The organism is Streptomyces sp. NBC_01352 (assembly GCF_036237295.1).
Lineage (GTDB): Bacteria > Actinomycetota > Actinomycetes > Streptomycetales > Streptomycetaceae > Streptomyces > Streptomyces plumbiresistens.
In genome coordinates this window covers 2,675,570-2,701,793 of sequence record NZ_CP108354.1, presented here as the reverse complement: position 1 = coordinate 2,701,793, position 26,224 = coordinate 2,675,570, and the positions used below count along the sequence as shown (strand labels likewise).

The 26,224-nt window shown below is 71.0% G+C and carries 23 protein-coding genes; 12 read left to right on the top strand and 11 right to left on the bottom strand.

The annotated features are described in order from the left end of the window. Nucleotides 1-2,094, bottom strand: coding sequence for an autotransporter (locus tag OG252_RS12635; protein WP_329335963.1), 2,094 nt, complete (start codon nt 2,092-2,094; stop codon nt 1-3). Between the two features lie 189 nt (nt 2,095-2,283). Here OG252_RS12635 and OG252_RS12630 point away from each other — a divergent pair, with 189 nt between their 5' ends. The 3 genes from OG252_RS12630 to OG252_RS12620 all read left to right on the top strand — a co-directional run bounded on the left by OG252_RS12630 (nt 2,284) and on the right by OG252_RS12620 (nt 5,282). Continuing rightward, nucleotides 2,284-3,435 carry a glycoside hydrolase family 43 protein gene (locus OG252_RS12630; RefSeq protein WP_329335961.1) on the top strand — a complete coding sequence of 384 codons (1,152 nt, stop codon included), beginning with the start codon at nt 2,284-2,286 and terminating at the stop codon, nt 3,433-3,435. 1 nt (nt 3,436) lies between these two features. Next, nucleotides 3,437-4,849 carry an RICIN domain-containing protein gene (locus OG252_RS12625; protein WP_266449596.1) on the top strand — a complete coding sequence of 471 codons (1,413 nt, stop codon included), beginning with the start codon at nt 3,437-3,439 and terminating at the stop codon, nt 4,847-4,849. A 271-nt stretch (nt 4,850-5,120) separates the two neighbouring features. Then, entirely contained in the window at nt 5,121-5,282 is a 162-nt protein-coding gene (locus tag OG252_RS12620) for a hypothetical protein (RefSeq protein ID WP_266449599.1), read from the top strand. A gap of 31 nt (nt 5,283-5,313) precedes the next feature. On the opposite strand, the gene OG252_RS12615 is transcribed toward OG252_RS12620, so the two are convergent. Further along, nucleotides 5,314-6,993, bottom strand: coding sequence for a rhamnogalacturonan lyase B N-terminal domain-containing protein (locus OG252_RS12615; protein ID WP_329335959.1), 1,680 nt, complete (start codon nt 6,991-6,993; stop codon nt 5,314-5,316). Nucleotides 6,994-7,243: 250 nt separating this feature from the next. On the opposite strand from OG252_RS12615, the gene OG252_RS12610 reads away from it, so the two are divergent. Further along, nucleotides 7,244-8,287, top strand: coding sequence for a rhamnogalacturonan acetylesterase (locus OG252_RS12610; RefSeq protein WP_329335956.1), 1,044 nt, complete (start codon nt 7,244-7,246; stop codon nt 8,285-8,287). A gap of 124 nt (nt 8,288-8,411) precedes the next feature. Then, complete coding sequence (locus tag OG252_RS12605; protein WP_329335954.1) at nt 8,412-10,115, top strand: DUF2264 domain-containing protein; 1,704 nt, start codon at nt 8,412-8,414, stop codon at nt 10,113-10,115. A 25-nt stretch (nt 10,116-10,140) separates the two neighbouring features. Here OG252_RS12605 and OG252_RS12600 read toward each other — a convergent pair whose 3' ends face one another. Beyond that, nucleotides 10,141-11,538, bottom strand: a complete 1,398-nt coding sequence (locus OG252_RS12600) for a hypothetical protein (RefSeq protein ID WP_329335952.1) — start codon at nt 11,536-11,538, stop codon at nt 10,141-10,143. Nucleotides 11,539-11,644: 106 nt separating this feature from the next. Between OG252_RS12600 and OG252_RS12595 the strand changes: the two genes are divergently transcribed. Beyond that, nucleotides 11,645-12,427 carry an isocitrate lyase/PEP mutase family protein gene (locus tag OG252_RS12595; protein WP_329335950.1) on the top strand — a complete coding sequence of 261 codons (783 nt, stop codon included), beginning with the start codon at nt 11,645-11,647 and terminating at the stop codon, nt 12,425-12,427. On the opposite strand, the gene OG252_RS12590 is transcribed toward OG252_RS12595, so the two are convergent. Both OG252_RS12590 and OG252_RS12585 read right to left on the bottom strand, forming a co-directional pair. Beyond that, nucleotides 12,408-12,974, bottom strand: a complete 567-nt coding sequence (locus OG252_RS12590; protein WP_329335948.1) for a TetR/AcrR family transcriptional regulator — start codon at nt 12,972-12,974, stop codon at nt 12,408-12,410. The two genes, OG252_RS12595 and OG252_RS12590, sit on opposite strands and share 20 nt — an antisense overlap. Nucleotides 12,975-13,081: 107 nt before the next feature. Next, complete coding sequence (locus OG252_RS12585) at nt 13,082-14,401, bottom strand: jacalin-like lectin (RefSeq protein WP_329335947.1); 1,320 nt, start codon at nt 14,399-14,401, stop codon at nt 13,082-13,084. A gap of 248 nt (nt 14,402-14,649) precedes the next feature. Here OG252_RS12585 and OG252_RS12580 point away from each other — a divergent pair, with 248 nt between their 5' ends. The 3 genes from OG252_RS12580 to OG252_RS12570 are packed head-to-tail and all read left to right on the top strand — an operon-like array spanning nt 14,650 to nt 18,215. Further along, nucleotides 14,650-16,362 carry a PHP domain-containing protein gene (locus tag OG252_RS12580; RefSeq protein ID WP_329335946.1) on the top strand — a complete coding sequence of 571 codons (1,713 nt, stop codon included), beginning with the start codon at nt 14,650-14,652 and terminating at the stop codon, nt 16,360-16,362. Then, nucleotides 16,359-16,871, top strand: coding sequence for a hypothetical protein (locus tag OG252_RS12575; protein WP_329335945.1), 513 nt, complete (start codon nt 16,359-16,361; stop codon nt 16,869-16,871). The genes OG252_RS12580 and OG252_RS12575 overlap by 4 nt, the downstream gene beginning before the upstream one ends. 42 nt (nt 16,872-16,913) lie before the next feature. Next, nucleotides 16,914-18,215: an MFS transporter gene (locus OG252_RS12570; protein WP_329335943.1), complete on the top strand. Its 1,302-nt coding sequence runs from the start codon at nt 16,914-16,916 to the stop codon at nt 18,213-18,215. Between the two features lie 195 nt (nt 18,216-18,410). Here OG252_RS12570 and OG252_RS12565 read toward each other — a convergent pair whose 3' ends face one another. Further along, on the bottom strand, nt 18,411-19,814 hold the full coding sequence (locus OG252_RS12565; protein ID WP_329335941.1) for a DHA2 family efflux MFS transporter permease subunit: 1,404 nt from the start codon (nt 19,812-19,814) through the stop codon (nt 18,411-18,413). 15 nt (nt 19,815-19,829) lie between these two features. After that, nucleotides 19,830-20,420: an NADPH-dependent FMN reductase gene (locus OG252_RS12560; protein WP_266449629.1), complete on the bottom strand. Its 591-nt coding sequence runs from the start codon at nt 20,418-20,420 to the stop codon at nt 19,830-19,832. A gap of 120 nt (nt 20,421-20,540) precedes the next feature. On the opposite strand from OG252_RS12560, the gene OG252_RS12555 reads away from it, so the two are divergent. Further along, nucleotides 20,541-21,227, top strand: coding sequence for a TetR/AcrR family transcriptional regulator (locus tag OG252_RS12555; protein WP_266449632.1), 687 nt, complete (start codon nt 20,541-20,543; stop codon nt 21,225-21,227). 135 nt (nt 21,228-21,362) lie between these two features. Then, on the top strand, nt 21,363-21,488 hold the full coding sequence (locus tag OG252_RS12550) for a hypothetical protein (RefSeq protein ID WP_329335938.1): 126 nt from the start codon (nt 21,363-21,365) through the stop codon (nt 21,486-21,488). Here OG252_RS12550 and OG252_RS12545 read toward each other — a convergent pair. Beyond that, the gene (locus tag OG252_RS12545; protein ID WP_329345131.1) at nt 21,485-23,116 is read right to left on the bottom strand and encodes a transposase; all 1,632 of its coding nucleotides are present in this window, start codon (nt 23,114-23,116) and stop codon (nt 21,485-21,487) included. The genes OG252_RS12550 and OG252_RS12545 overlap by 4 nt on opposite strands. Before the next feature lie 326 nt (nt 23,117-23,442). Between OG252_RS12545 and OG252_RS12540 the strand changes: the two genes are divergently transcribed. Next, nucleotides 23,443-23,571 carry a hypothetical protein gene (locus tag OG252_RS12540; RefSeq protein ID WP_329335936.1) on the top strand — a complete coding sequence of 43 codons (129 nt, stop codon included), beginning with the start codon at nt 23,443-23,445 and terminating at the stop codon, nt 23,569-23,571. Between the two features lie 20 nt (nt 23,572-23,591). Here the strand turns inward: OG252_RS12540 and OG252_RS12535 are convergent, their stop codons facing one another. Genes OG252_RS12535 through OG252_RS12525 form a run of 3 tightly spaced genes read right to left on the bottom strand, consistent with a single transcriptional unit; the run spans nt 23,592 to nt 26,196 of the window. Next, nucleotides 23,592-24,398: an ABC transporter permease gene (locus OG252_RS12535; RefSeq protein WP_329335934.1), complete on the bottom strand. Its 807-nt coding sequence runs from the start codon at nt 24,396-24,398 to the stop codon at nt 23,592-23,594. Beyond that, entirely contained in the window at nt 24,398-25,201 is an 804-nt protein-coding gene (locus tag OG252_RS12530) for an ABC-2 family transporter protein (protein WP_329335933.1), read from the bottom strand. Before OG252_RS12530 ends, OG252_RS12535 begins: the two co-directional genes overlap by 1 nt. Continuing rightward, nucleotides 25,201-26,196: an ABC transporter ATP-binding protein gene (locus OG252_RS12525; RefSeq protein ID WP_329335931.1), complete on the bottom strand. Its 996-nt coding sequence runs from the start codon at nt 26,194-26,196 to the stop codon at nt 25,201-25,203. The genes OG252_RS12530 and OG252_RS12525 overlap by 1 nt, the downstream gene beginning before the upstream one ends. Nucleotides 26,197-26,224: the final 28 nt, after the last annotated feature.

Sequence of the window (26,224 nt, the reverse complement as noted above, 5' to 3'; positions counted from 1 at the left end):
CTACCCACGCGCCGAGTGCCGCCCGCCCCGTCGCCGGCCCCCGCGCGTGCGTCGCGTCGCCGGGACCAGCAGCCCGCCCAGCAGCCCGAGGCCCAGCGCGTACGGCCACCAGCCGAACCCCTCGTCGTCCGAAGCGGTGGCGCTGCGCGTCACGACGGCGCCGGACGTCGTCGGGGTGCCGGAGGCGCTGGGGGAGGGGCTCGCGGTGACGGCACCAAGGGTCACGTCGTTGCCGTCCCCGCCCTTGTAGCTGAGGCGGTACGTCGTGTCGGCGAGCTTCACCTTCGTGCCCTCCTTCAGGCCGCTGAACGCGCCGACGGTCTTGGCGCGTCCCGTGTTCGAGAGCACGGTGATCTCGCGCGCGGGCTTGGTCCCGGCGGCCGACAGATCGAGATCCCCGGCCAGCCGCACCGGACCCGTCACCTTCAACGGCTTGTCCCGCAACACCAGTTCACCCTTCGCGCGCTGCGTGTAGGCACCGGATACGGTGAGACCGCCCGCGACGACCCCCTCGTTCGTCACCGCCCCCTTCACCACGCCCTTGCCGGTCAGCGTCGTCGCCACCCGCAGTCCGGACGTCCCGGCATCCAGCCGAGACCCCGCCGAGGACAGCCTGATCACCTTGCTGCGTACGAGAGTCGCCCCCGACCGCAGAGCCAACGTGCCCTTCTTGACCGTCGTCGCCCCGGTGTACGTCACCGCGCTGCCCGTCAGCGTCGTCGTGGCCGCCCCCGCCTGCACGAACGCCCCGCTCCCGCCGACGTACGCCAAGGAGATCGCCTTCTTCGCGTTGTTCACGACGAGTGTCCCGTCGTTCACCACCCGCCGCCGCTCGGTGCCCGTCAGCAGGGAACCGTCCCCCTGCCCGGACCCCAGCCGCAGCACCGCGCCCTTCTCCACGGTCGTCGAACCGTCGTAGTACTGCTTCGCCGCGAAGGTGACGTCGTTCCCGCGCGTCCCCGCGATGACGATGTCCCCGGCGCCGGGCGCGGACAGCGTGTCGTGGAACACGCCGCCACCGATCGGCGCGCCCAGTGTCACCGGGCCGTTGTAGTCGAACGTGAGCAGCGAACGGGAGCGCGCCGCAAGGAGGTTGATGTAGACCGTCTCGGCGGTGCCCGGCATGAAGATCTTGCTCGTGGTGCCGTCGCCCCACTGGACGTTGGCGCCCTTGATGTTGGTGCCGCGCTTGTTGACGTTCTTCCGCGCGGGCGTCCAGTTCAGGGCGGGGTCGCTGAGCGAGGGATCGGTGTCGCCGCCCTGGTTCGACCAGCTGTACTGGCCGGTGAGGACGACCTTGCTGCCGGGCCGCGACTGGACGTTGATGTCGCTGCCGTACTCGCGCTGGTAGAAGTCCATGCCCTCGGTGACGGTCTGGCCCAGCGGGGTGTCCACGGTCCAGGTGCCCTGGTTGAGGACCTTGCGCATGTTCGGCAGTGAGGTCGCGAACTCCGGCCGTCCGGCGTTGACCTGCGTGCCGTTGTCGATCACCCCGGAGAAGGGGTGGGTGCCCGACAGGTCCCAGGTGCCCCAGAGGAACCGCGGCTGGGTGATCAGGCCGGAGCCGCTGATCGTGCCCAGGTTGTAGGCGCTCTTCAGGGACAGCCGCAGGGTGCCGTCGACGCGGATGTTGTCCTGGTTGAGCCGGAACGCCGGGGTGTTGTACGGGAAGTGGCCGATCAGCCCGGTCGTGCCGCCGTTGCCGTACTGGAGGGTCGCCCCCCGCTCGACCGTGATCGCGGGCGGATCGGGGTCGGCCACGGTGACGTACGGGTGGTTGCCGCCGGGGGTCGCCACCTTCTGCCGCTGCCGGGACCGCGGCAGCGTGAAGTCGCTGTCCTTGGTCAGGACCAGGGTCCCGCCGCCGCGCACGGTGAGCGTGCCCTCGCCGCGGAAGACTCCGTCGTACGTCGTCGTCCCCGACGGCACGGTGACGACCGTGTCGCCGGTGAGCGTCACGTCCCGGTCGGCGAGCACGTCGGCGGTGACGTCCCGGGCACCGGCGGCCGCCGCCGGGGGAGCGGTGGCGAGGAGGGCGGCCACGGCCGCGAGGGCGCCGGCGGCCGCTGCTGTCTTGTGGGTTTGGCTGCGCACGTAAGGGAGACGGGCCAGGCCGCGCGCGATAACAGAAATCTGCCGATGGAAAGCGCCTTCTTTTGTCACGTCCAACCCGTTGACCTCCCCCTTCCGCACGCTTACCTTTTCGGCGTTCGGAATAACAACAGATGTTCTCAATATCGAACATCGCTCTCAGGACACCCCACCCCCCGAGAGGCAGTCCGTATGAGCCGCGACAACGACCTGCCCGAAGCCCCCGAAGCCCCGGAATTCCGTGAAGACCCCAGCCGCAGACTGCTGCTGAAGGGTGCCCTGGCCGCGGGCGCCCTGGCGGCGACCACCGCCGGCGTCGCCCACGCCGCCCCGACCCCCAAGGCAGCCCCGTACGTGAACCCGCTCGTCCGCAACCGGGCCGACCCGCACATCCACCGGCACGCCGACGGCCACTACTACTTCACGGCGACCGCCCCCGAGTACGACCGGATCATCCTGCGCCGCTCCCGCACCCTGAACGGTCTCGGGACCGCCGCCGAGTCCGTGATCTGGACCAAGCACGCGACCGGTGCCATGGGTGCGCACATCTGGGCGCCGGAGATCCACCGCATCGGCGGCAAGTGGTACATCTACTTCGCCGCGGCGCCCGCCGAGAGTGTCTGGGACATCCGTATCTGGGTGCTGGAGAACGCCCACCGCGACCCCTTCAAGGGGACCTGGACCGAGCGCGGTCAGCTCAAGACCGCCTGGGAGACCTTCTCCCTGGACGCCACCACCTTCACCCACCGGGGCACCCGCTACCTCGCCTGGGCGCAGCACGAGCCCGGAATGGGCAACAACACCGCCCTGTGGCTGTCGAGGATGGCGAACCCGTGGACCCTCACCGGCCCTCAAGTGCGCCTGTCCACACCCGAGTACGACTGGGAGTGCATCGGCTACAAGGTCAACGAGGGCCCGTCGGTCATCTGCCGCAACGGCCGCCTCTTCATGACCTACTCCGCCAGCGCCACCGACTTCAACTACTGCATGGGCCTGCTGACCGCCGACGCGGCCAGTGACCTCATGGACCCCGCCAGCTGGTCCAAGTCGCCGACGCCGGTGTTCACCAGCAACGACACGACCAAGCAGTACGGACCGGGCCACAACTCGTTCACCGTCGCCGAGGACGGCCGCACCGACGTCCTCGTCTACCACGCCCGCCAGTACAAGGAGATCGTCGGCGACCCGCTGAACGACCCCAACCGCCACACCCGCGTCCAGAAGCTCGGCTGGAACCCGGACGGCACCCCAGACTTCGGCATCCCCGTGGCCGACACAGCCCCCACAACTGGCACGACCGGCACGGCCGACTCGGCCGCCGCAACCCTCAAGGAGAGTGCGTGACATGAGACGTGCCTGCGTTGCTCTGCTCGCCCTGTGCCTGGCGCTGCTCGGCGCCCTGGCCACCGCCGGACCGGCCCAGGCCGCACCCCAGACGATCGTCAACGGCACCCAGTTCACGGACACTTCGGGCAGCCCCGTGCACGCCCACGGCGGCGGGGTCCTCAAGGTCGGCTCCTACTACTACTGGTTCGGTGAGAACCGCAACGCCGACAACACCTTCCGGTATGTGTCCGCGTACCGCTCCACCGACCTGAAGAACTGGGAGTTCCGCAACCACGTCCTCACCGAGGCCACCGACCCCGAGCTGGCGACCGCCAACATCGAACGGCCGAAGGTCATGTACAACGCCTCCACCGGCAAGTACGTGATGTGGATGCACAAGGAGAACGGCACCGACTACAGCGAGGCCCGCGCCGCCGTCGCCGTCTCCGACACCGTCGACGGCAACTACAGCTGGCAGGGCAGCTTCCGGCCGCTCGGCCAGCACATGTCCCGCGACATCACCGTCTTCGTGGACACCGACGGCGCCGGCTACATGATCTCCGCCGCCCGCGAGAACTACGACCTGCACATCTACCGGCTCACCGCCGACTACACCGGCATCGCGAGCCTGGTCGCCGACCCCTGGCACGGCGGCCACCGGGAGGCCCCGGCGCTGTTCAAGCGGGGCAACGTCTACTTCATGCTGACCTCGGGCGCGACCGGCTGGAGCCCCAACCAGCAGCAGTACGCGACGGCGACCTCGCTGTCCGGCCCCTGGTCGGCGATGACGAACGTCGGCGACTCGACGACCTACGGCTCGCAGACCGCGTTCGTCCTTCCCGTACAGGGCAGTTCGGGCACCTCGTACCTCTACCTGGGCGACCGCTGGGGCAACTCCTTCGGCGGGACCGTCAACGACTCGCGGTACGTGTGGCTGCCGCTGAGCTTCCCCAGCTCGACCTCGATGTCCATGTCCTGGTCCCCTGAGGTGACCGTCGACACGGCCGCCGGCACGATCAGCGGCACGAGCGCCACGTACAACACGCTGATCGCCCGGAACTCGTCCAAGTGCGCCGATGTGACGAGCCAGTCGCTGTGGCAGGGCGCCCAGATCAAGCAGTACGACTGCAACGGCGGCAACAACCAGAAGTACTGGTTCAAGCCCCTCTCCGGCGGCTACTACCAGCTGATGGTCAGGAACAGTTCCCTGTGCGTGCAGGAGAACGCGAGCACGGTCACCCAGGAGAACTGCAACTCCTCCGCCACCAGCCAGCAGTGGTCGCTCACCACCACCGGCTCCTACGTCACCGTCAAGGCTCGCGCGACCGGCGAGTGCCTGGACGTGAACGGCGGGTCCACCGCCAACGGCGCGGCCGTCATCACGTACACGTGCAACGGCGGCACCAACCAGCAGTGGACCCGCGGTACCTGAGCCGCGCCCGTGGAGCCCGACGGGACCGGTCCCGTCGGGCTCCGCCGAAACTGGAGCCTCGACCAAGGGAGGTTGCATGGCTCTGTTTCGCAGGAAGAGGCATTCCCCGCCGTCCGAGGGTCAGACCGGTGGATCCGCGGGTCAGGCCGGTGGGTCCGCCGGGCGGGGCGGTCACCGGCCATGGCTCGATCACGGTCTGACCAACGGTGCCAGGGTCGCGTGCGGCGGTTGCACCAGGGGACTCGAGGTCAGACTCCAGTCCCAGTCGTCCGTGACGGTCAGCCATGACGGCGCGATGGACGGCATGGCCCTGATCTGCACCGGATGCGGCCGCCTGCTCTGCGCGGACTGCGCACTGGCCGCGAGCGACAACCCCTACCTGCCGAAGTGCGACCGCTGCCGAGCCTCGGTGACCATCCCGATGTCGCGCTGAGCCGCGCCCTCGCGGGCGTGCCGGTCGACGGTCACGCCAGCAGGTCGATCGCGTCGATCGCCGTGCCCGCGCTGAGGTAGGAGGTCGACCCCGAACCGCTCACCACGTTGATCTTCAGCACGTTGTACTGACCGGTGTCCGTGAGCCAGGCACTCGCCGGGACGCTGTAGGTGAACGTGTGATTGTTACCCCGGTAGGACCCGTTGGTCAGCGACCGGGTGTTCGGCTGGGTGGGCGGGGAGGGGATGGCCGAGGTCCAGGTGTCGTTGACGGCGACCTGCGGCCGGCCGTTGGCGTAGGCCGTCGTCACGCCGATGCGCAGGGTGTGCGCGGCGGCGGCCTGGGCGGCGGTCAGCTTGAAGTACACGAGCAGCCCGCTGTTGACGTCCTTCCACAGGTAGCAGGGGAAGGCGGACGTCTCGCTGCCGCTGCCGATGACCACGTTGCCGGTCCAGGCGGCGGCCCGGACGTCCGACGGGTGGGCGTAGGTCATCAGGTCGGCGTTCTTGAAGCCGCTCGGCGTGCCGTTCCAGTCGTTGATCCGCCAGATCGCGCTCGCGTTGGACGGGTCGTTCGTGGCGGGGATCGCGATCGAGTTGAGGGTGGTCGTCCCGCCGGCGGATACGGTCGCCTGCGTACTGTATACAGCCAGCTCGCCCTTGTAGACGGTGAGCGTGTACGTCCCCGGCAGCACCCCGCCGATCGAGAAGTAGCCGTCCGACGCCCGCGCCGAACCCCAGTACTGCGCCGCCGGGTTGGCCAGTCCCACCGTGTACGCGTACGCCGTGTTCCGTCCGGTGATCCCGACGCCCGCGACCCGGCCCCGGCCGCCCGCGCCGACGTACCCCGAGATGCCGAGCGAGTCCGCCCACGAGGTGGTGAGAGTCCCCGGGAAGAGCGACGAGGAGGGCGCTCCGCCGTCCGTGAAGGCGATGACGTACGGGCCCTGGAGGCCGAAGCGCTGGTCCTCGGTCTGGTTCTGGCCGTAGTACAGGATCTCGTACAGGCCGCCGCCGTCCGCGCTCTGGTGGCGCAGGAGGGAGCGGTAGAAGGGGCCGCCGGAGGCCTTCTCGTGGTTGCTGCGGACGATCCACAGGCCGACGCTGCCGGTCGTCCAGCCGACGTAGTTGTAGTCCATCACCCGCAGCTTCGAGAAGTGCTTCGAGCGGGTCTGGCCGTCGGACTTCGCGAACACGTCCGAGGCCTCGATGGTGCTGTTGGTGTACGTGTAGGAGTCGGGCTCGTCGTTGAGGAACAGGCCCTTCTTCACGCGCACGATGTAGCGGGTCGCGGAGACGGACGTGTCGGCCTTGTTGGTCCACAGGTACACGTTGTTCTCGCCGCTGCGGGCCGCGTAGTAGTGCCTCAGCGTGCCGTACGCGACGGTGATCAGGATCGTCGTGCCGGACTGCCTGATGCTCACGGTGGAGGTGCCGAGGCCGGACTCGATGTGCGAGTTCATGCCGCCGTAGCCCTGGTACTCCACGCCCCGGTAGACCAGGGAGGTCAGGTCGCCGTTGGACTTGCTGACCTTGAAGACGAGGCCGGCGCCGGTTTCGACGACGTAGTTCGACCCGTCGTCGGTGTAACCGAAGGCCGCGGCGGACGCGCCCTGCGCGAACGGCCCGGCGAGGGCGGCCGTGCCGGCGGCGGCCGCGGTGCCGAGCACGAAGGTGCGGCGTCGGACCGGTCTGTTCACGGATCCGGACATGGGGGGTGCCTCCTTCGGGAGGGTGGGTGTGGGGGGAGGTGCGAAGGGAGGTGCGCATGCCGGGCTTGCCATTGCCCGGCGGAATCTGTTGGCAGAGTGACAGTTGAATCGATTTCGCGAAAGGGCTTTCGCACGCCCTGGGTTGGCGATCGTGTGAAATCGATCCAAGGACTAGAAAGCGCTTGCCTAGAGCGGTACGGTCCAGCGGCCAGGCCTTGTCGCCCTGTCGCGGGACCCTCGGAGGAGCCGTATGAGACGTTTCAACCTCGCCGTGCTGGCGGCGCTGACCATGAGCGCCGGCCTGACCGCCGTACCCGCCCAGGCGCAGGGCGGTCAGCGCCCCCTCGGCCTCGAGAACTGCACCGCCACCGCCTGCCACTTCGACCTCGCGCCCGGCACCTACGACGTGAAGGTCCTCCTCGGCGCGGACACCGGGTCGAGCACGAGCATCGCCGGCGAGACCCGGCGCTCCCTGCTCCCCGAGACCGCCGTCGCGGCCGGCGAGCGCGTCGCCCGCAGCTTCACCGTGAACCTCCGCACCCCCGAGGGCGAGCCGACCGGCCCCGAGGGCACCCCCGGCCTCGACCTCGTCCTCGGCGGCTCGGCGCCCGCGTTGGCCGACATCAAGGTCACCCCTGCCCGGCACTCACGCCAGATCTTCCTCGTCGGCGACTCCACGGTCTGCGACCAGCCCGGCGACCCGTACTCCGGCTGGGGCCAGCAGCTGCCCCAGTACCTCCGCAAGGGCGTCTCCGTCGCCAACTACGCGGACTCCGGCGAGAGTACGGTGACGTATCTGGGGAACCCCCAGTTGTGGGCCACCGTGCAACCTCAGATCCGCCGCGGTGACCTGGTCCTCGTCCAGCTCGCCCACAACGACAAGACCACGGACGAGGCGACCTACCGGGCGAACCTGGAGGCCCTGGTGGCGGGCGTGCGGGAGAAGGGCGGCAGCCCCGTCCTCGTCACCCCGATCGTGCGCCGCTGGTTCAACTCCGACGGCACCCTGAACAACGGGACCGCGCTACTGGTCAACGGCCTCGGCGTGAACCATCCTGAGGTCGTGCGCTCGGTCGCCGCCGCGGAGGACGTTGCGCTGATCGACCTGACGGCGAAGACGAAGGCGGTCGTGGAGGCGCTGGGAGTCGAGGGCTCCAAGGCGCTGTATCTCTACAACGAGAAACGGGACAACACCCACACCTCCGCACACGGCGCGACCGTGTACGCGGAACTGGTCCGCGACGAACTCGTCGCTCAGCATTTGGTGCCCAAGGGCCTGGTGCGGGTGGGATAGACCCCTGGGGCGTTCCGACCGGAACCGGGGCGCCCCAGGTTTCCGCCCGCCCCGAGGTTTCCGCCCCACCCGAGAGCCCCCGGTGCGCCGAGCGCTCTCGTCGCTCCCCGTACGAAAGAGACCCATGCAGCTGCCTCCCGACGACCGCACCCTCAGCCCGCTCACCGGATTCACCCGCGCCCACTGGGAGGCGGCCGCCGACGCCCTGCTCGCGGCCGTCGAGCCGTACGCCACCGAGGACCGCGCCCTCTACCACTTCCCCGGGGACCGCGAGAGCTGGTCCGGCCGGCTCTCCGACGGCCTGGAGGGCTACGCCCGTACGCTGCTGCTGGCGGCCTTCCGCCGCGACGAGACCGCCCTCGAACGCTACGCGGACGGACTCGCCACCGGCGTCTCGGGCGTCTGGCCCCGTATCGAGGACCGCGGCCAGCCCCTCGTCGAGGCCGCCTCGATCGCCCTCGCGCTCAGGCTCACCCGGCCGCTGCTGTGGGACCGGCTGGACGAGGACGTACGGCAACGCGCGGCGGCCTGGCTCGGCGACGCGCTCACCGCCGAGGCCTGGCCCTGCAACTGGGAGCTGTTCCCGGTCACGGTCGGCGGGTTCCTCCAGGAGATCGGCTACGAGGCCGACGCGTCCCGCAAGGCGATCGACAACGGCCTGGAACGCATCGAGCAGTGGTACGTCCGCGACGGCTGGTACACCGACGGCGACGGCCGCAAGTACGACTACTACAACGGCTGGGCCATGCACCTCTACCCGGTGCTGCACGCCTGGCTCGCCGACGACGACCGGCTCCTCGACCTCTACGGCGGCCGCCTGGAACGCCATCTCGCCGACTACGCCCGCCTGTTCGGCGGCGACGGCGCCCCGATGCACCAGGGCCGCTCCCTGACGTACCGCTTCGCGACGACCGCGCCGCTGTGGCTGGGCGCGATGACGGGACGTACGCCGCTGGCGCCCGGGGAGACGCGACGGCTGGCCTCCGGAGCGCTGAAGTACTTCCTGGACCGGGGCGCGGTCGACTCACGCGGCCTCCTGACCCTCGGCTGGCACGGACCCGACCCCGCTGTCCTGCAAGGCTATTCGGGCCCCGCCTCCCCGTACTGGGCGAGCAAGGGCTTCCTCGGCCTGCTGCTCCCGCCGGACCACGAGGTGTGGACGGCCCCGGAGGAACCGGGCCCGGCCGAGCGAGCGGACGAGATGACACCGATCGCCGCCCCCAACTGGCTGCTCCAGTCGACCAGTTCGGACGGGCTAGTGCGCCTCCACAACCACGGCAGCGAGGACGTCCGCTACGACCCGTACTACACGCGCCTCGCCTACTCGACGGTGACGACGCCCTCACCGTCGTACGACAACAGCGTGATCGTCGGCGACGATCCGAGCCGCACCGGCATCGAGCCGCTGGGCGTCGGCGACGGCTGGGTGGCCTCGCGGCACACGGCGGGCGGAGGAGCGCGGGTGACGAGTGTGGTGCTCGCGCGCGGAGCGGTGGAAGTACGCGCTCATCTGGTGGCGGGTGCGGAGCCCGGTACGGCGGTACGGGTCACCGGGTGGGCGGCGGCGGACGGGGTGCGGGCGGAGGCCGTGCCCGTTGTCGGCCTCGACGACGAACTCGCGGGCGTCACTGGTGACGGCGACACGCTCTTCGTCGCGCTCGCACGTCTCACCGCCGAGGCGGAGCCGGTGCCCCTGACGGAGACGGTGAGCGTGCGGGCGGACGGGGGGCGGGAGTTGACGGTGCGGTGGAGCGAGGGGGCCGAGGTGCGGGTGCGGTGGGACTCGGGTGTGCACGTGAGTGCCGGGGAGCCCCCTCGGGCAGGATGACCCGAGCGGATGCGTCAGCCGCGGTTCACGGCTTGAGACGCGCGATCCTGAGGGTCGTCGAGGTCGGGGACACTCCGGTGAGCGCGCTCGCGTAGCTCGGCGTGACAGGTGCGTACGCCCAGGTCAGTGTGCCGTCCTTCTGTACCGCCAGGTCACCGGTCAACCGCGCACCGACCACCTTGTCCGCACTCTGGAACTTCCCGTTCCAGTCGATGAGCCGAAGGTGCGTGCCCGTGAAGGTGCCGGTGCAGGTGCCCGCCTTGCACTTGGCGTTCTTCAGCGACTCCCAGGACAGGAGAAGCCGGTCCTTGCCGTACGGGGCGAGGCGCACGTTGACGTGTTCGGTGCCCGGCGTGTTGGTCAGGCGGATCGCCTTGCCGGCCGGGGTGGTGCGGTTCTTCAGGAAGGCGACGGTCACCTGGTGGGTGGCGGTCTTCGGTTTCACCGTCCAGCCGCGGCCGCTCGCGTCGTCCGGGTTCTTCGCGGCGGAGGCGGCGCCGCGCGAGGCGAAGGCGGTGGCGTAACGGCCGCTGGACGACTTCACGAGGTCGCCGGTACGGCCCGCGAACGTGCCGCCGCAGTAACCGGCCCAGCACTGCTCGCGCTGCACGACCGGGGCGTTGTCCGGGGCGCCGATCCCGGTCGAGACGAACAGTCCCGAACGCCAGTCGTCGAAGCAGAGGGAGGTGAAGGCGCCGGTCTTCTCCGGGTGCAGGGCGATGCCCTCGTTGTGGCTGCATCCCCAGCTCCAACCACCGCTGAGCTTGGCGCCCTTGGCGTTGACGTACGACAGCTTGTCGCCGAAGTGCCCGTCGGCGAAGCCGCCCGCGCCGTGCACGACGAAGTACGCGCCGTACTTGCTGCCGTTCCAGGTGAGTTGGCCGTCGAGGAGCGGGGCGGTGTCGTGGGTGGCGGTGGAGGTGAGCTTGGTGCGGAAGGTCTGCTTGGCGCCTGTGTAGCGGACGATCGCGGCCGCCGTCTCCTTCCACTTGTTGGTGTCGGTGACCCTGGTGAGAAGCGCGAAGCCGTCGTTGTGCGCGACCAGGCCGCCGACCTCCTTGGCCCCCTTCACCACGGTGTCGGCGCCCGAGCGCTTCCCGGCGGCCGTCAGCGGGGTGACGTGGATGCCGTCCGAGGCGGGCCAGGCGACGCGCAGGGTGCCGTTCGGGGCCGCCGCGGTCGCCGTCCGCGTCCACTCGCGTGTGTTGTTGTAACCGGGGGACAGGTAAGGGAACTTGGCCGCAAGACTCACGGCTGTGGAGGTGACGGCGAGCGTCGGTGCGGCGGTCGTGCCAGTCGTGACGGCACCGGCCACGGCGTACCAGGCGCCGGCGAAGGCGCTGGCCGCTACGAGTCCGGCGAGGACGGGCTTGCGGGCGGCACGGACTCGGCGGTGGCCGACGGGGCGTCTCACGGATGTCATGTGTGGGGGTTGCCGCCGGGTGATCAAAGGTTGCCGTCTCTGTGCGGGGGCATTCGCCGGAACACTTCGGTCGGCACCGAACCGAGTCGCCCCTACCGTGGCGGACATGACCGCCTTCGCCGAGCTCCATCACCGCACCGAGGAGCCGTTGCTGCTCCCCAACGCCTGGGACCACGCCTCCGCGACGGCCCTGGCCGCGCAGGGCTTTCGCGCGATCGGCACGACGAGCCTCGCCGTCGCCGCGGCCGTGGGTCTGCCCGACGGATCACCGGCCACCCGCGAACACACCCTCGAGCTCGCCCTGAACCTGGGCACGGAACCCTTCCTCCTCTCCGTCGACGCGGCGGACGGCTTCAGCGGCGACCCCGAGCGGGTGGCCGAGTTGGCCCGCGAGCTGTCCGTGGTCGGGGCGGCCGGCATCAACCTGGAGGACGGTCTGGGGTCGGCCGCTCTGCACGCGCGGAAGATCGCCGCGGTGAAGTCCGCCGCCCCCGACCTCTTCGTGAACGCCCGCACCGACACGTACTGGCTGGGGGATGGCGACTTCGCGGACACCCTGGCCCGCCTGGACGCCTACCAACAAGCCGGCGCCGACGGCGTGTTCGTCCCAGGCCTGACCGACCCCGCCCGGATCACCGCCCTCGTACGCCACCTCGACGCCCCCCTCAACATCCTCTACTCATCCACCGGCCCGACCGTCCCCCACCTCACCGACCTCGGCGTACGCCGCGTCAGCCTGGGCTCGCTGCTGTACCGGAGGGCGTTGGGCGCGGCGCTGGACACGGTGCGGGACATCCGGGCGGGCCGTTCACCGCGGGGTGCGGCACCGTCGTACGCCGAGGTCGAGGCGTGGGGGAATCGGCGCGGGATCAGCGAGGCCAGTGCTTGAGCGTGAGATGCAGGGCGTCGATCGCCTTGTCCCACGAGGTCTGTACGGCACGGGAGTGACCGAAGCCGCCGGTGGACTCCAGGACGCAGTAGCCGTGGAAGGTGGCGCGCAGCAGCCGTACGGCGTCGGTGAGGTCGGGTTCGTCGAGTCCGTAGGCGCGCAGCATGCCGTACGTGATCTCGGCGGTGCGGCGCAGGGCGGGGGAGTCGGCGGCGAGGGACGGGGCGATGCGGATCTGGGTGGCGGCGTAACGGCCGGGATGCTGGAGGGCGTACGCGCGATAGGCGCCGGCGAAGGCGACGAGGGCGTCCTTGCCCGCCTGTCCCGCCACGGCGACGGCGATGCGGTCGATCATCTCGCCACCGGCGAGGAACGCCACGCGGATGCGGAGGTCCTGGAGGTTTCTGACGTGCGAGTACAGACTCGCGTCCTTGACGCCGAAGTGCCGGGCCAGAGCGGAGAGCGAGACGTTCTCGAAGCCCACCTCGTCGGCCAGGTCGGCGGCGGCCGCGGTGATGCGGTCGGGGGTGAGGCCGGCTCTGGGCACTGGGGACCTCCGCGAGACCGTCGGCTAGGGCACCTAGCTTATGGCCTAGGTGCCCTAGGGGGGACGCCCCTGACGGCCCGCTTTCCTGCGCAGGAGGCCGACCGGCCTCAGCCGATCGGCGCGTACAGCACTCCAAGCTTGTCGACCTCGGTGCCCGCCCGCCCCGTGAAGCCGACGATCTGCCAGCCGGACGGGGCCGTGAAGGTCTTCGTCGCCGTGGTGGCCGTGCCGGAGGAGAGGGTGCGGCCCTTGTCCGTGGTGAACGCCGCCGAGAAGAGCCTGGTACGGCCGTCCTTCTGACCCTGCGTCAGCTTCACGGACGTGAGGTGTTCGCCCGACGCGAGCGTCAGGGACGTGGCCGTGCCGCCCGTGCCGCCGTGGGTGAGGGTCGTACCGCCGTCGTGGGTGAGGGACACCGCGTCCAGGCGGGAGGCGCCGCGCAGCGTCAGCGTGCGCGGGGACGGGGTCGCGGGCAGGTCGTCCGCGTCGTTGAAGGCCGTGCCGTGCGGGCCGCCGAAGAAGTCGCTCGCCTTCAGGGAGGAGTTGAGAGTGTAGGAGAAGTCGACCGTGTGCGGGAAGTGGTCGGAGAGGTTGCCGCCGACGGAGTCCAGGAAGGACGCCCACTCGTTGTTGTAGCGGGTGGCGTTCAGGGACAGCAGCTTGCTGCCGCGGTAGAGGACCTTGTCCACCACCTCGCAGTCATTGGTCGGGGCCGTCGTCGGGCACACCAGCGCGTCGGCGCCCTGCGCCGGTGCCGTACCGCCCTTCACCAGCTTGACCCACGGGTCCGTCAGGCCGTTCTCCTCGACCAGTGTGCGGATGTTGTCACCCGCGCGCGTGTACCGCGTGTTGGTGTCACCCATCACGAGCACCGCGTTGCCGGACGAGTTCGCCTGGATGAAGTCCGACAGCTGCTCGACGTTGGCGCGGCGCGCCGCCAGCGCGTCGTCCGTCGCGTCGGCGTTCGTGTGGACGTTGTACAGGTCCACGAAGACACCCTCGGCGAGCCGCACCCGCGCCAGGGAAAAGCCCTTGGGTGTCAGGCAGTTGGTGCCCGTGCAGGCGTTCCACTTCACTCGCTCGAAGTCCTCGAAGGGGTGGTCCGAGAGGGTGTTGAGGCCGTCGCCGAAGGGCACACCGCCGCTGGTCGCGGTGCGGTGCGGGTGGTTGTCGCCCGCGTACAGGGCCGCGTGGTAGTTGAAGTCCTCCTGGACGTTCACGAGGTCGTACGCCGCCAGGCGCGGGGAGATCAGGGGAGTGTTCGTCTCCGGGTTGCCGGAGCTGAGGCCCTCGGGGAGGCCCGCGACGTTGTACGTGAGGACGTTGAACGTGCCCGAGGTGGCCGCTGCCGCGGGCGTCGCGCCGGTGGTGGCGAGGCCGGTCACGGCCAGGGCGGCGGCCGCGAGGGTGCCGATGAGTCGTCTCATGGTGGGGGGTGTCTCTCCGGTCGGAGGGCGGGGGACGTGAGCCGGAACTGAAGATGAACGCTGCTCAGGTTCGACGTCAACCAGTGTGACCGGCAAGGACAGTTGGGGAAACAGTGAGAGACGAGGTGTCCTGCCGTGCCCGGGTCGGCCGCCGCTCACCTCCTGGTCATGAACGGTTCATGTTTCGCCTCGATCCTCCACACGCGGCGCAGTGGTGCCGCGAAGGCAGCGGATCCAGGAGGCACGGCATGGGGCACGGGCATCACCACCACGGACCTGACCATGAGCACGGACACGGGCACAGCCATGACCACGAGGCGGCGTCGGCCCTGCCCGCCGCCTTCGACACCGCCGTGCCCGACGAGGCCCTGACCCCCGAGCAGCAGTCGCGTCGCTCCCTGCTCCGCCGCGCCGGCCTCCTCGGCGCGGGCCTGACCGCCGGCAGCGTCCTCGGCCAGGCAACGCCTGCCGCCGCCGTCACGGCCACCAACAGCAGCCGCCGTACGAACGGCTTCCTCTGGCTGGCCGGCGACCACCACATCCACACCCAGTACAGCAGCGACGGCAAGTACCGCGTCGTCGACCAGGTCCGCCAGGGCGCCAAGCACGGCATGGACTGGCTGGTCATCACCGACCACGGCAGCACCACGCACGCCAAGATCGGCGTGGACAAGGTCAACCCGGACATCAAGGCGGCCCGGTCCGCGTACGAGGACACCCTCGTCTTCCAGGGCCTGGAGTGGAACATCCCGGGCGCCGAGCACGGCACGGTCTTCGTGCACCCCGGCAAGAACGAGGTCTCCGTCCTCAAGCAGTTCGAGACCGACTACGACGGCAGCGTGAAGGGCGCCTCCGACTCCACGCCCGCCAACGAGGCCCTCGCCGTCGCGGGCCTGGCCTTCCTCGGTGAGCAGGTCCAGCGCCGCAAGATCAAGGACGCGCTGATGCTCGCCAACCACCCGGCGCGGCGCGGTGTCGACTCCCCGCACGAGATCCGCGCCTGGCGCGACGCGAGCCCCTCGCGGCAGATCGCCGTCGGCTTCGAGGGCGCCCCCGGCCACCAGGCCGCCGGTCTTCCCGCGCCCATGGGCCCGGCCCGCGCCCGCGGTATCTACGACAACAACCCGAGCGCCAACTCCTTCGTCGGCTACCCGCTGGAGAGCTACCGCACCTGGGGCGGCTTCGACTGGATGACCGCCACGGTCGGCGGCCTGTGGGACAGCCTCCTCGCCGAGGGCAAGCCCTGGTGGATCACCGCCAACTCCGACTCCCACCAGGTCTACGCCGACACCGCCGTGCGCGGCCCGGGCGGCGACTTCAACGCCAACGGCAGGTACGAGGACCCGGTCTACGGCGGCAAGATCGACATCAGCCAGGGCGACTACTGGCCCGGCCAGTACAGCCGCACCCACGTCGGCGCCGACGGCTTCTCCTACGCCGCCGTCATGGACGGCATCCGCGCCGGCCGCGTCTGGGTCGACCACGGCCAGCTCCTCGGCGGTCTCGACGCCCGGGTGTCGGGCGGCGGCCGGTGGGCCACGCTCGGCGGCGCGCTGCACGTGAAGAAGGGTGCCGCGGTCACGTTCACGGTGGACATCGCTCTCGCCGGCGGCCCCAACTGGGCGGGCTTCGTACCGAAGCTGGCCCGCGTGGACGTCATCCAGGGCGACGTCACCGGCCCGGTCTCCGACAAGGACACCTTCACCGCGCCGACGGCCAAGGTCGTGCGGTCGTACGAGGTGGACAAGGCCAGTGGCACGGTCCGCCTCACCTACCAACTCGGCCGCGTGGACCGGCCGCTGTACGTCCGCCTGCGCGGCAGCGACGGCAACCGGTCCGCCGTCGGCGCGAGGGGCGCGGCCGTCGACCCGGCGGGCCCCGCCATCGACGTCGTCGGCGACGCCGACCCGTGGGCCGACCTGTGGTTCTACTCCAACCCCGTGTGGGTCCTGCCGTCGTGACGTCGTACGCCCTCACCGTGGACGCGGGGGTCAGGGACCTCCGCGCCGCCGACCACCTGGTCCACACGCTGGCGGCCGAACTCGCCCTTGCCGAGGGCGCGTTCGGCTGCACGCACCTGGTGCGCGGGGACCGGCCGCGGGTCGCCCTGTCGTTCACCTTCCCGTCCGAGCCGCTCCTGCGCACCGCCCGGGAGCGGCTCGCGGCCGGGGAGTACGACGTGTCACCTGGCGCCCCGGACGCCGTGGGCCGCGCGGTGATCTACCCGGGGGTCTCCTCCCTCACCGGCACGCTGACGATCGCGGACCTGCTCACGATGTCCGCGATCGACCGCGTGACCGTGCTCGGTGTCCCTGGCCAACCGGCCCCGGACGCCCGCCTGGTGACGTGGGATCACGTGCGTCCGCAGTGGCAGCAGGGCGAACTCGTCCTCACCGCCATGCCCGCCGTGGGCGGCACGCTGGTCCCCTTCGAGGTCCCGGCCCCGACACCGTGCTGCGCGGACCACTGACGCCGTAAGGTTGCCGGGTCCAGGACGAGGGGGAGGGGCCGCTTGGCGTACGAGGCGCAGCGCGACGAGGAGGAACCGGGCAGCTCGACTCCACGCCCACGACGCACCGACCCGCCGCCCTCCCGCGGTCGTCCCCTCTGGCGGCAACGGAACTTCGGCATCTTCTGGGCCGCGCAGACCCTCTCCGTCCTCGGCGACTCCTTCGCCCTGATCGCCCTGCCCCTGCTGGTCCTCCAGGCCACCGGCTCCCTGGCCCGGATGGGCCTGCTCACGGCGGTCGGCGGGGCCGCCTCGGTGCTGGCGGCGGTGTTCGCCGGGGCCGTGGTGGACCGGGTCGACCGCCGCCGGCTGCTCATCGCCTGCGACCTGGTGCGCATGGTGCTGTACGGCGTGATTCCGCTGGTGTGGCTGTTCGGGCCGCAGGTCTGGCTGCTGTACGGCGTGCTGCCGCTGTGCGAGGCCGTCGGCATGCTGTTCGCCGTCGGCTATGTCACCGTCGTCCGCGGCCTGGTCGGCACCGAGCAGCTCACGGAGGCGAACGGCCGGCTCAACGCCACCGCCGCCGCGGCGGGCGTCCTCGGCCCGCTGTGCGCGGGACTCGTCGCCGCGTGGACCGGACCGGCCGCCGCGGTGGGGGTGGACGCGGCCAGCTTCGGGGTGTCGGCCGTCTGCATGCTGTTCGTACGGTTCGCCCCGCGCGCCGGTGACGACGGCGTTCCGGCCGAGAAGGCCGAGAAGGCCGAGAAGGCGAGCCTGTGGCAGGACCTGCGGATCGGGGTGTCCTTCCTGTACGGCCACCCCGTGCTGCGCTCCCTGACCGCCCTGCTGTTCGTGTTCAGCTTCCTCACCCTCGGCATGACCGACCTGGTCATCTACCACGTCAAGCACGACCTCGGCCACGACGACGGCACGGTCGGCACCGTGATGGCCGTCGGCGCCCTCGGCACCATCACCGGCGCCCTGCTGGTGGCCCGGATCCGCCGCGGGCTCGGCTTCGGGCCGACCTGGACCGGAGCGGTCGCGGTGTGCGGGCTCGCGTTCGCCGGACTGGGCTGGGCGCGCGACGTGTCCGTCGTCGCGGCACTGAGCGCGGCGTTCCTCGCCTGCGGCGGCATCGCGGGCACCTGCTCCATGTCACTGCGTCAGGAGGTGACCCCGGAACCGCTGCTGGGCCGTGTGACCGCCGCGTTCTGGACCCTCCAGTACTCCGCGGCCCCGATCGGCGCGGCCGTCCTGACCTGGGCGGCCGAACGCCGGGGCACCGCACCGGTCGGCCTGGTCGCCGGCGCCAGCTGCGTACTGATCGCGGTGGTCGCGCTGTTCACGCCGATACGGCGGTCCTGAGCCGCCGGATCACCGGCCCAGGCAGCCCAGAGGGCCCCCCGGGGCTCCGCCCCGGACCCCGACCCCGACCTCGCCCACCCACCACCCGACTCGGTGCGCCACAAGCGACGGTCACGGGGCTCCGCCCCGAGCCCCGATCTGGCGGTCCGGGGAGCTCGGACGGCCCAGGCGGCCCTAACTGCCCAGGCAACCCCCTCACCTCCTCCGCCCCGGCAGCAGTGCCGCCGGCAGCAGCGCCAGGGCGAGCAGGCCCGCCGCCACCGCGTACGCGACCCGGAAGCCGGCGGGGTCGGCGCCCGTCGAACCCAGCACCACGGAGATCAGGGCCGTTCCGACCGAGGCCCACACCTGCGCGTTGATGCTCAGCGCGGTGCTCGCCGCGGCCATGCGGTCCTTCGGCAGGTCACGGCTCGCCGTCGTCATCGTCGGCATCAGGACCATGCCGGAGCCGACGCCCATCACCATCCCCGCGCCGACGAGCCGCCAGGCGGGCACGTCGGCCTCGCCGATCTGGAGCGCGGTCAGCGCCATGCCGAGCGCCCCGATCACCGTCCCGGCCGCGATCAGCCGTCGCGGCGACACCTTGTCGATGCGGCGCGCGGCGATCTGCATGGTGATGCCGACGGTGAGCCCGACCGGCGCGCCCAGCAGGCCGGTCACCGTCGCGCTCGTGTCCCGCACCTGCTGCCAGTACACGGGGTAGAGCAGCATCGACCCGAAGTAGCCGCAGGTGAACAGCGCGAGCGTGCCGATGCCGACGGCGAACGTGCGGTCGCCCAGCAGCCGGAGGTCCAGCAGCGGGTCCCGGGCGGTCAGCGCACGCCGTACGAAGGCGGCGACGAGCGCGACACCCGCGAGGGTCGGCAGGAGTGCGCCGTACGAGGTGAAGTCGCCCCGCTCACCGCCCCGCGCCAGCCCGAACAGCAGCAGGGCGAGGCCCGGCGAGAGCATCAGCAGGCCCGGGACGTCCAGCGCGGGCGGCTCGGCCCGGGGCTCGTCGGGGCGCAGCAACCTCGCCGCGAGCACCAACGCCACCGCTCCGACGGGCAGGTTGACGAGGAAGATCCAGTGCCAGGACGCGGCGTCGAGCAGCCAGCCGCCGAGTACCGGCCCGGTCACCGGGCCGACCAGGATCGGCAGGCCGAGCAGGGCCATGGACCGCCCGAGCCGCTCCCGGTCGGCGATGCGCATCACCATCGCCATGCCGACGGGCATCAGCAGCCCGCCGCCCAGCCCCTGCACCGCACGGAACGCGATCAGGCTCGGCGCGTCCCAGGCGAAGGCCGCGAGCAGCGAGCCGAGCGTGAAGAGCACCAGGGCGGTCAGATAGGTGCGCTTGGCGCCGATGCGGCCCATCGCCCAGGCCGCGGTCGGGATGACGGCCGCGAGGGCGAGCGTGTACGCGGTGGCGGTCCACTGGATCGTCTCCAGCGGGGCGTGGAACGCCTCGGAGAGGCTGCCCAGCGCCACGTTGACGATCGTCATGTCGAGCACGGACATCACCGAGCCGATGACGACGACGGCGATGGTGCGGTGGAGGGTCTTCGCGGCGGCCCGGGAGTCCTCGGACGGCGCTTCGAGGGCCGGCGTGGCGGTCATTCCCCCGTACCCCCGTCAGCCCTCGTACGGGCGGGTCGCACGGGCCGACCGCAACGCCCGCCCCCACCAGGACAGTTGGCCGAGCATGCCCTTCGCGGCGCTCTCGCACACGGCCGGGTCGCGCGGGGTCCCGTCCTCCGTGAGGCCGGACCACGGGCCGTGCAGGCTGACGGAGTCGCGCACCGTCATGGCGTGCAACTCGGCGAAGATCAGCCGGAGTTGCTCGACCGCGCGCAGACCGCCGGAGAGGCCGCCGTAGGAGACGAAGCCGACGGGCTTGGCGTGCCACTCGCCGCGGTGCCAGTCGATGAAGTTCTTCAGGGCCGCCGGGAAGCTGTGGTTGTACTCGGGGGTGACGACGACGAAGGCGTCCGCGGCGGCCAGCCGTGGTGTGACCTCGGCCAGCGCGGCGGCGGCCTCGGGGCTCGGCGTCCGGCCCCAGCCCGGCATGGCGAGCGGCAGTTCGACGTCGACCAGGTCGATGACGTCCAGTTCCAGGTCGTCGGCTCCCCTCGCGGCGCCGACGAACCAGTCGGTGACGGCACCTCCCGCGCGGCCCTCGCGGACGCTGCCGACGATCACGGCGACGCGCAGCGGACTGTCCATGGTGGTATCCCCTCGTGAACGGGGGCGACCGCCCGGTGCGGCCTCCCTCCGGTAAACTACAACGAGCGTTGTAAAAATTACAACGCTCGTTGTAATCCACGAGGGCACGAGGAGACGAGCGTGGGCACCAGCAACGACGCCTGGATGGACCGGTCCCGGCGCGAGGTCCCGCCCCGCAGACTGCAGAAGCAGATCGCGATGGCGGGCGCCGCCTGCACGGTCTTCGGCCGCGAGGGCTACACCCGCGCCTCGGTCGACGCGCTGGCGGCCGCGGCCGGCGTGTCCACGCGCACCCTCTACAACCACTTCCCGGGCGGCAAGGCCGACCTCTTCCGTACGGTCGTCAGCTGGACGTCGAGCGAGGTCAAGGACGCCCAACTCGGCCGCCTCCACGCCCTGTTGGATCCCGCGAACCCGCCCCGGCCCGAGGACCTCGAGCGCGATCTCGTCGCCCTCGCCCGGGCCTTCGTCGGCGTCATGGCCGAGTTCCCGGACCACTTCGCGCTCGTCCGGCACATCCACGCCGAGGCCGACCACGTGCCGCCCGAGGTTCTCCAGGCCTGGCAGGACGCCGGGCCGGGCCCGGTCGGCCGCGGGCTCGCCGACGCGATGGCGGGACTCGCCGCGGCCGGTCTGATCGACGTGCACGGCGACGCCGCCCTGACGGGGGTGCACTTCTCCGCCCTGACCTCCCACCAGATCGTGCAGCTCTCCCACTACGGCGTCCGCCCGCTGCCCAAGGAGAGGACGGAGCAGCTGATCACGGCGGGTGTCGCGGCGTTCCTGCGGGCCTACCGGGCCGCGTGACCGGGGCGGCGGCCGCCCGCCCCCGCCGGTCCTATCAACGCCACGTCACCCCGGCGAGTGGAAGTCTGCGGCCCAGTGGGCTCACCGGCTGGCCAGCCGGGTGAAGGGGACGTAGGGCATCCGGAAGCTGGGCGCATGCCCACCCTCCCATCCCTACGGGGATCCCTGCGCGCCGCCTCCGCACTGGTCGCGGCGCTGGCGCTCGTCGTCGCCGTGCCGCACGGCGCGTTCGCCGCACCCGGTGACCTGGACCGTTCCTAGGGACTGAGCGGGAGTGAGTCCTGTTGCCAGGTCTCATGCTCGGCCGAACGCCCCGGACGGTGTTGGGCGTTCTGGTTGCCCGCGTTCACTCCGCGCCCGGGCGGCACGGATCGTGTCCGTGGTCCGGGGATGCGGGGGCGGGTTCCCTCACGCCCAGCAACACCCATTCTGGCCTGGACGGTCCGATGCCCCACCGCATCACTCCGGTGCGGTGGGGGCGGTGCCGTCCGTCGCCGGATCGGGTGTCCCTGGGCGCGCCTTCCGATCGCCACAGCGGCAGCATCGTGGCGAGTGGTCTTACGGGTCGTGCTGGTGAGAGGCCTCTGCCAGTGCTGGGCGCCCCACCGGCTGGTGTAGGCCGGATCCACCGCGATGACCGCGATCCCCGTCCGGTCGGCCATCGAGGCCAGCCGGGCGCGGAGCTTTCCGGTGGGCATGCCGGAGACCAGTTGCCGAAAGCGTTTGCGGCGGCCGTACTTCTCCCGGGTCTTCTCGGCAGCGAAGTCCAGGTCCTCGACAGCGATCGCCTTGACGCCGCAGGTGCTGGCCCAGTGCAGGAGGCGGGTGAGGGCGTGGCGGACCTGGGCGTCACGATGGGGCGCGGTGCCGGACAGGTCGTAGAAGAAACGCCGCGGGGCGCCGGTCGGGTTGCCGTTCACGTCCAGGCGCCAGGCGGCGAGGTGGTCGGCGTTCATGTCGACACCGATCACACCGTGGGCGAGCACCGCCTCGATCGGGAGGGTGGGGGTGGGCGGGATCTGCCAGGACGCGGTCAGATACCAGCGGTCCCGGCCCATGTCGTAGTGGAGGCGGTAGGCGATCGCCCGGTTGGCCGCGACACGATCCGCCCACTCCTCACCCCGGTGCGCGAACGTGACCCGGCACGCCAGGATGTACCGTCCGTGCGGGGCGTTGGCCAGATGCGTCAGCGGTGCGGGCAGCTTGATGCTCACCTCGCCGTCCGGGCTGACCCGGATCGTCTCGTTGCCGTACCGCTTCCCGGACTCCCCGTCCGCCTGGCAGAACCAGCGCTCCGCCTCCCAGCCCCGGCGCCACGCGGACTCCGTGAGCTGTGCCGCCTCCAGGTGGTGCCGGGTGCGGGCCAGGCATTTGCCGCCGCGTACGACGTGCACGAGTCCGGCCTCGCGGTCGGCCCGCGCGGCGGCCAGCCGGTCCTGAAGTACCCGCAGCCGCCTCGACTTCGCATGCCACTCCCGCCGCGACCGGTAACCCCCGGGCGCCTTCTTGGTGCTCTTCTGCCCGACCGGCTGGGCCAGCCGGTGCTCGATGGTGCGGATGCCGGCTTCCAGGTTGTGGATGTGCGCCAGCTGGCAGCGGCGGGCCAGTGCCCACTGGTCGTGCGTGGCCTTGGTGATACTGCCCGCCCACCGCGACGACGAGAGCGGCGTCAGCCCCCGCTTGCGCACCGCCCACGTGTCGGCGGAGTGCTCCAGTCCGTCCCGGCAGCGCGCCTTGAGGTCCTTCGAGGCCAGCGAGCCCAGATGCGCACCCACCAGACGCAGCACCTTCTCATCGTCGGCTGTCAGGTGCTTGAGGCGGGTCCGCACAGCCACACCACTCGGACCGGACGCGACGAACGGCGCCGCCACAGCCCTCAACCCACCCACCTTGCCACCCCCGCCCGCATCCACCCCGAAGACCCCGTCGCCATGGAAAACGAGCGTCACCCGTGAAGGTCACGCATTCGATGAGAGAACGCCAGTTCCCGCGGAAACCGACCCCACCCCCGAGACACGCCACGACACAGACCACCCACACTCACTCCCGCTCACCACAACGCTCTTGAACGCACTCCATCGGCACCGGCGGTAAGGTCTCCATCGACCAGAACTACTTCCAGTACTTTGGGGAGGACGAGGAGGCCGTCCTCCCCGATGGCCGGATCGTCACGGCCGGAACCGAATGGGGCGCCACCTCCCTCACCGACTTCTCGGTGAAGCGCCACAACGCCGACGGCACCGGCGGCGAGGTGCTCACCGACTTCGAGGGCGGCGACGACCAGGCGCACGCGGTGGCGATGCAGGACGACGAACACCAGGCTCACCGCGAGGCGCCGACGTAAGCCGGAGGCAGCGCCGGTGGTCATCCGTTGACGCCCGTGTAGTGCCTCAGGCTCCACCGCCACAGCAGTCGCGCCGCCAGGTACGCCAGCACGCCGAGGAGCGGGGAGGCCGCCGCCAGCCAGTACGGGACGCCGGTGTCGTGGCCGTGCCCGGTGAGGACGGCGGCCGGGAAGTAGGCGACGAACGCGAGCGGAAGACCGTACGTCAGAAGGCCGCCCACCGCCTTGGGCAGCACGTTCAGCGGGTAGCTGCCGAAGGTGCCGAGCAGTTCCTCCAGCCAGCGGCCCCAGTAGTCGGCGGCCGGGAAGCGGAGCGAGGCGGAGGCCACCGCCGTGAACAGGGCGGCCTCCAGGAGCATGCCGCCGAGGATCGCCGCGATCAGGTACGAGACCCGGCCCGCGGTCCAGTCGAGGTCGCTGCGGCTGAGCGCGCCCACCATGAGGCCCGCGGCGACGGTCAGGTCGCCGATCGCGTTGGTGGGGAAGAAGGAGAGCTGGACCTGGCGGTGCACCGGCATCGGACGGGTCAGATAGATGTCGATCCTGCCTTCCTGGATCTGCCGGCCGATGAAGTGCATACGCCCCAGCACCAGCACGAACAGCCCGTGCGCCAGCATCCGCGTCGCTGGGATCAGCAGGACCTCCGAGCTGTCCCAGCCGCCCATCCCGGTGAACCGGGTGAGCAGGACCGTCGCGAACACGATCACCGACACCTGCCAGATCGCACCAATCGCGATCATCAGCAGGAACTCGGTGCGGTACTCCAGCTGCGCACGGAAGTTGAGAAGCGTGACGCGCCACGCGATCCGGACGCCGTTCACCGGCATCAACCTCCTTGGGACATGACACGAAGGGCGGCTCGCCGCCACAGGAAACGGGTGAACAGGGCGAGCAGTACGACCCAGACCGCCTGGATCGCCAGCTGGCCGGCCGCGTCCGACAGCGGGATACGGCCGATGTAGAGGGACAGCGGCACGCTCAGCGTCGCCTGGAAGGGCAGGAAGCCGCTCATCGTCACGAACCAGTCGGGGAAGAACCACAGCGGCGCGTACACCCCGGACAGCAGGTTCTGCGCGAAGATCAGGATCAGCATCGCCGCGTTGTTGCGGACCGTCCAGAAGCACAGCTGGTCCAGGACGAGCATCACGTGGTACAGGACCAACTGACCCAGCAGCAGGCTGAGCGCGAACACCCCCGCGACCGCCGCCGACTTGGGCGGTTCCACCACCCCGGCCGCCAGGCAGACCGCGTATCCGCCGAGCGCCCACGCGAAGCCGTACAGCTGCTCGCCGAGGGCGCGCAGGGCGTGGTAGCGCTGGGGCGGCAGCGGGCGCAGGTACCAGTAGACGATCGTGCCGAAGTGCATGTGCTGCAGCACGGTGTCCCGGCCCGCGTACTGGTCCAACTCCCGCAGCCGGGAGGCGAGTACGGCCAGTACGGCGTACGTTACCGCCTGGTCGCGGTCGAGTCCGGCGGTGGTGCCGGTGTGGGAGTACAGGCCGTGCCACAGGGACGCCACCAGCACGACCTGCACGGTCAGGCGCAGCAGTACGGCGGTCATGCGGGGCGGGGCGTGCAACTCGCCGAGCGGGGTGACGCGGGCGGTGCGCCAGGCGTGCAGGACGGCCATCAGGCCACCCCGGCGTGCACGTAGGCGGCGCGCATGACGTCCTCGAGATCCGCCTCGTCGATGGCGATGCCGGTCACCTCGTACCGTTCGATGACCGCCTTCAACGCCTGGTGCACGGTGGGGGCGTCGGGGCCGTCGGGCCCGAACACCACCTGCGGCCCGTCGTGCCGCAGCACCGCGATCCCGGGCAGCGGTACGGCCTCGGCGTGGGCGTCGGCGAGGGTCGCCCGCACCTGCCAGGTCGAGCCGAACTTGCGGCGGATCTCGTCGAGGCTGCCGTCAAGGACGAGCCGGCCGTGGTTGATCAGGACGACCCGTTCGGCGAGCCGCTCGACCTCCGTCATGTCGTGCGTGGTCAGCAGGACGGTACGGCCGCGCTGTTCGACCTGGTGCCGCAGGAACTCCCGCACCTGCTCCTTGACCACCACGTCCATGCCGATGGTCGGCTCGTCGAGGAAGACGACCCGCGGGTCGTGCAGCAGGGCGGCGGCGAGGTCGCTGCGGACGCGCTGGCCGAGGGAGAGATGGCGCACCCGGGTGTCCCAGAAGGACGACAGGTCGAGCAGCTCGTCGAACTCCTTGAGCCGGGCGGAGTGTTCGGCCTTCGGCACCTCGTAGATGTCCCTGAGGATCGCGAACGACTCGCGCACCGGCAGGTCCCACCACAACTGGGTACGCTGCCCGAACACCGCACCGATGTTGCGGGCGTTGCGCTCGCGCTCCTGGTACGGCACCAGACCCGCGACCCGGGCCTCGCCGGAGGTGGGCGTGAGGATACCGGTGAGGACCTTGATGGTGGTGGACTTGCCCGCGCCGTTCGGGCCGAGCAGGGCGAGGAGTTCACCCGGGGCGACATCGAAGGTGACATCGGCGACGGCGTGCTTGGCGACCCGCTCCGGGTTGACCAGCGAGCGGAGTGCGCCGGTGAAGCCCGGGCGGCGGACGGTGGTGTGGAAGGTGCGGGACAGACCGCGGACCTCGATGTTTCCGCTCACACTGCCAACTCCCTTGCTCTGGACGTGA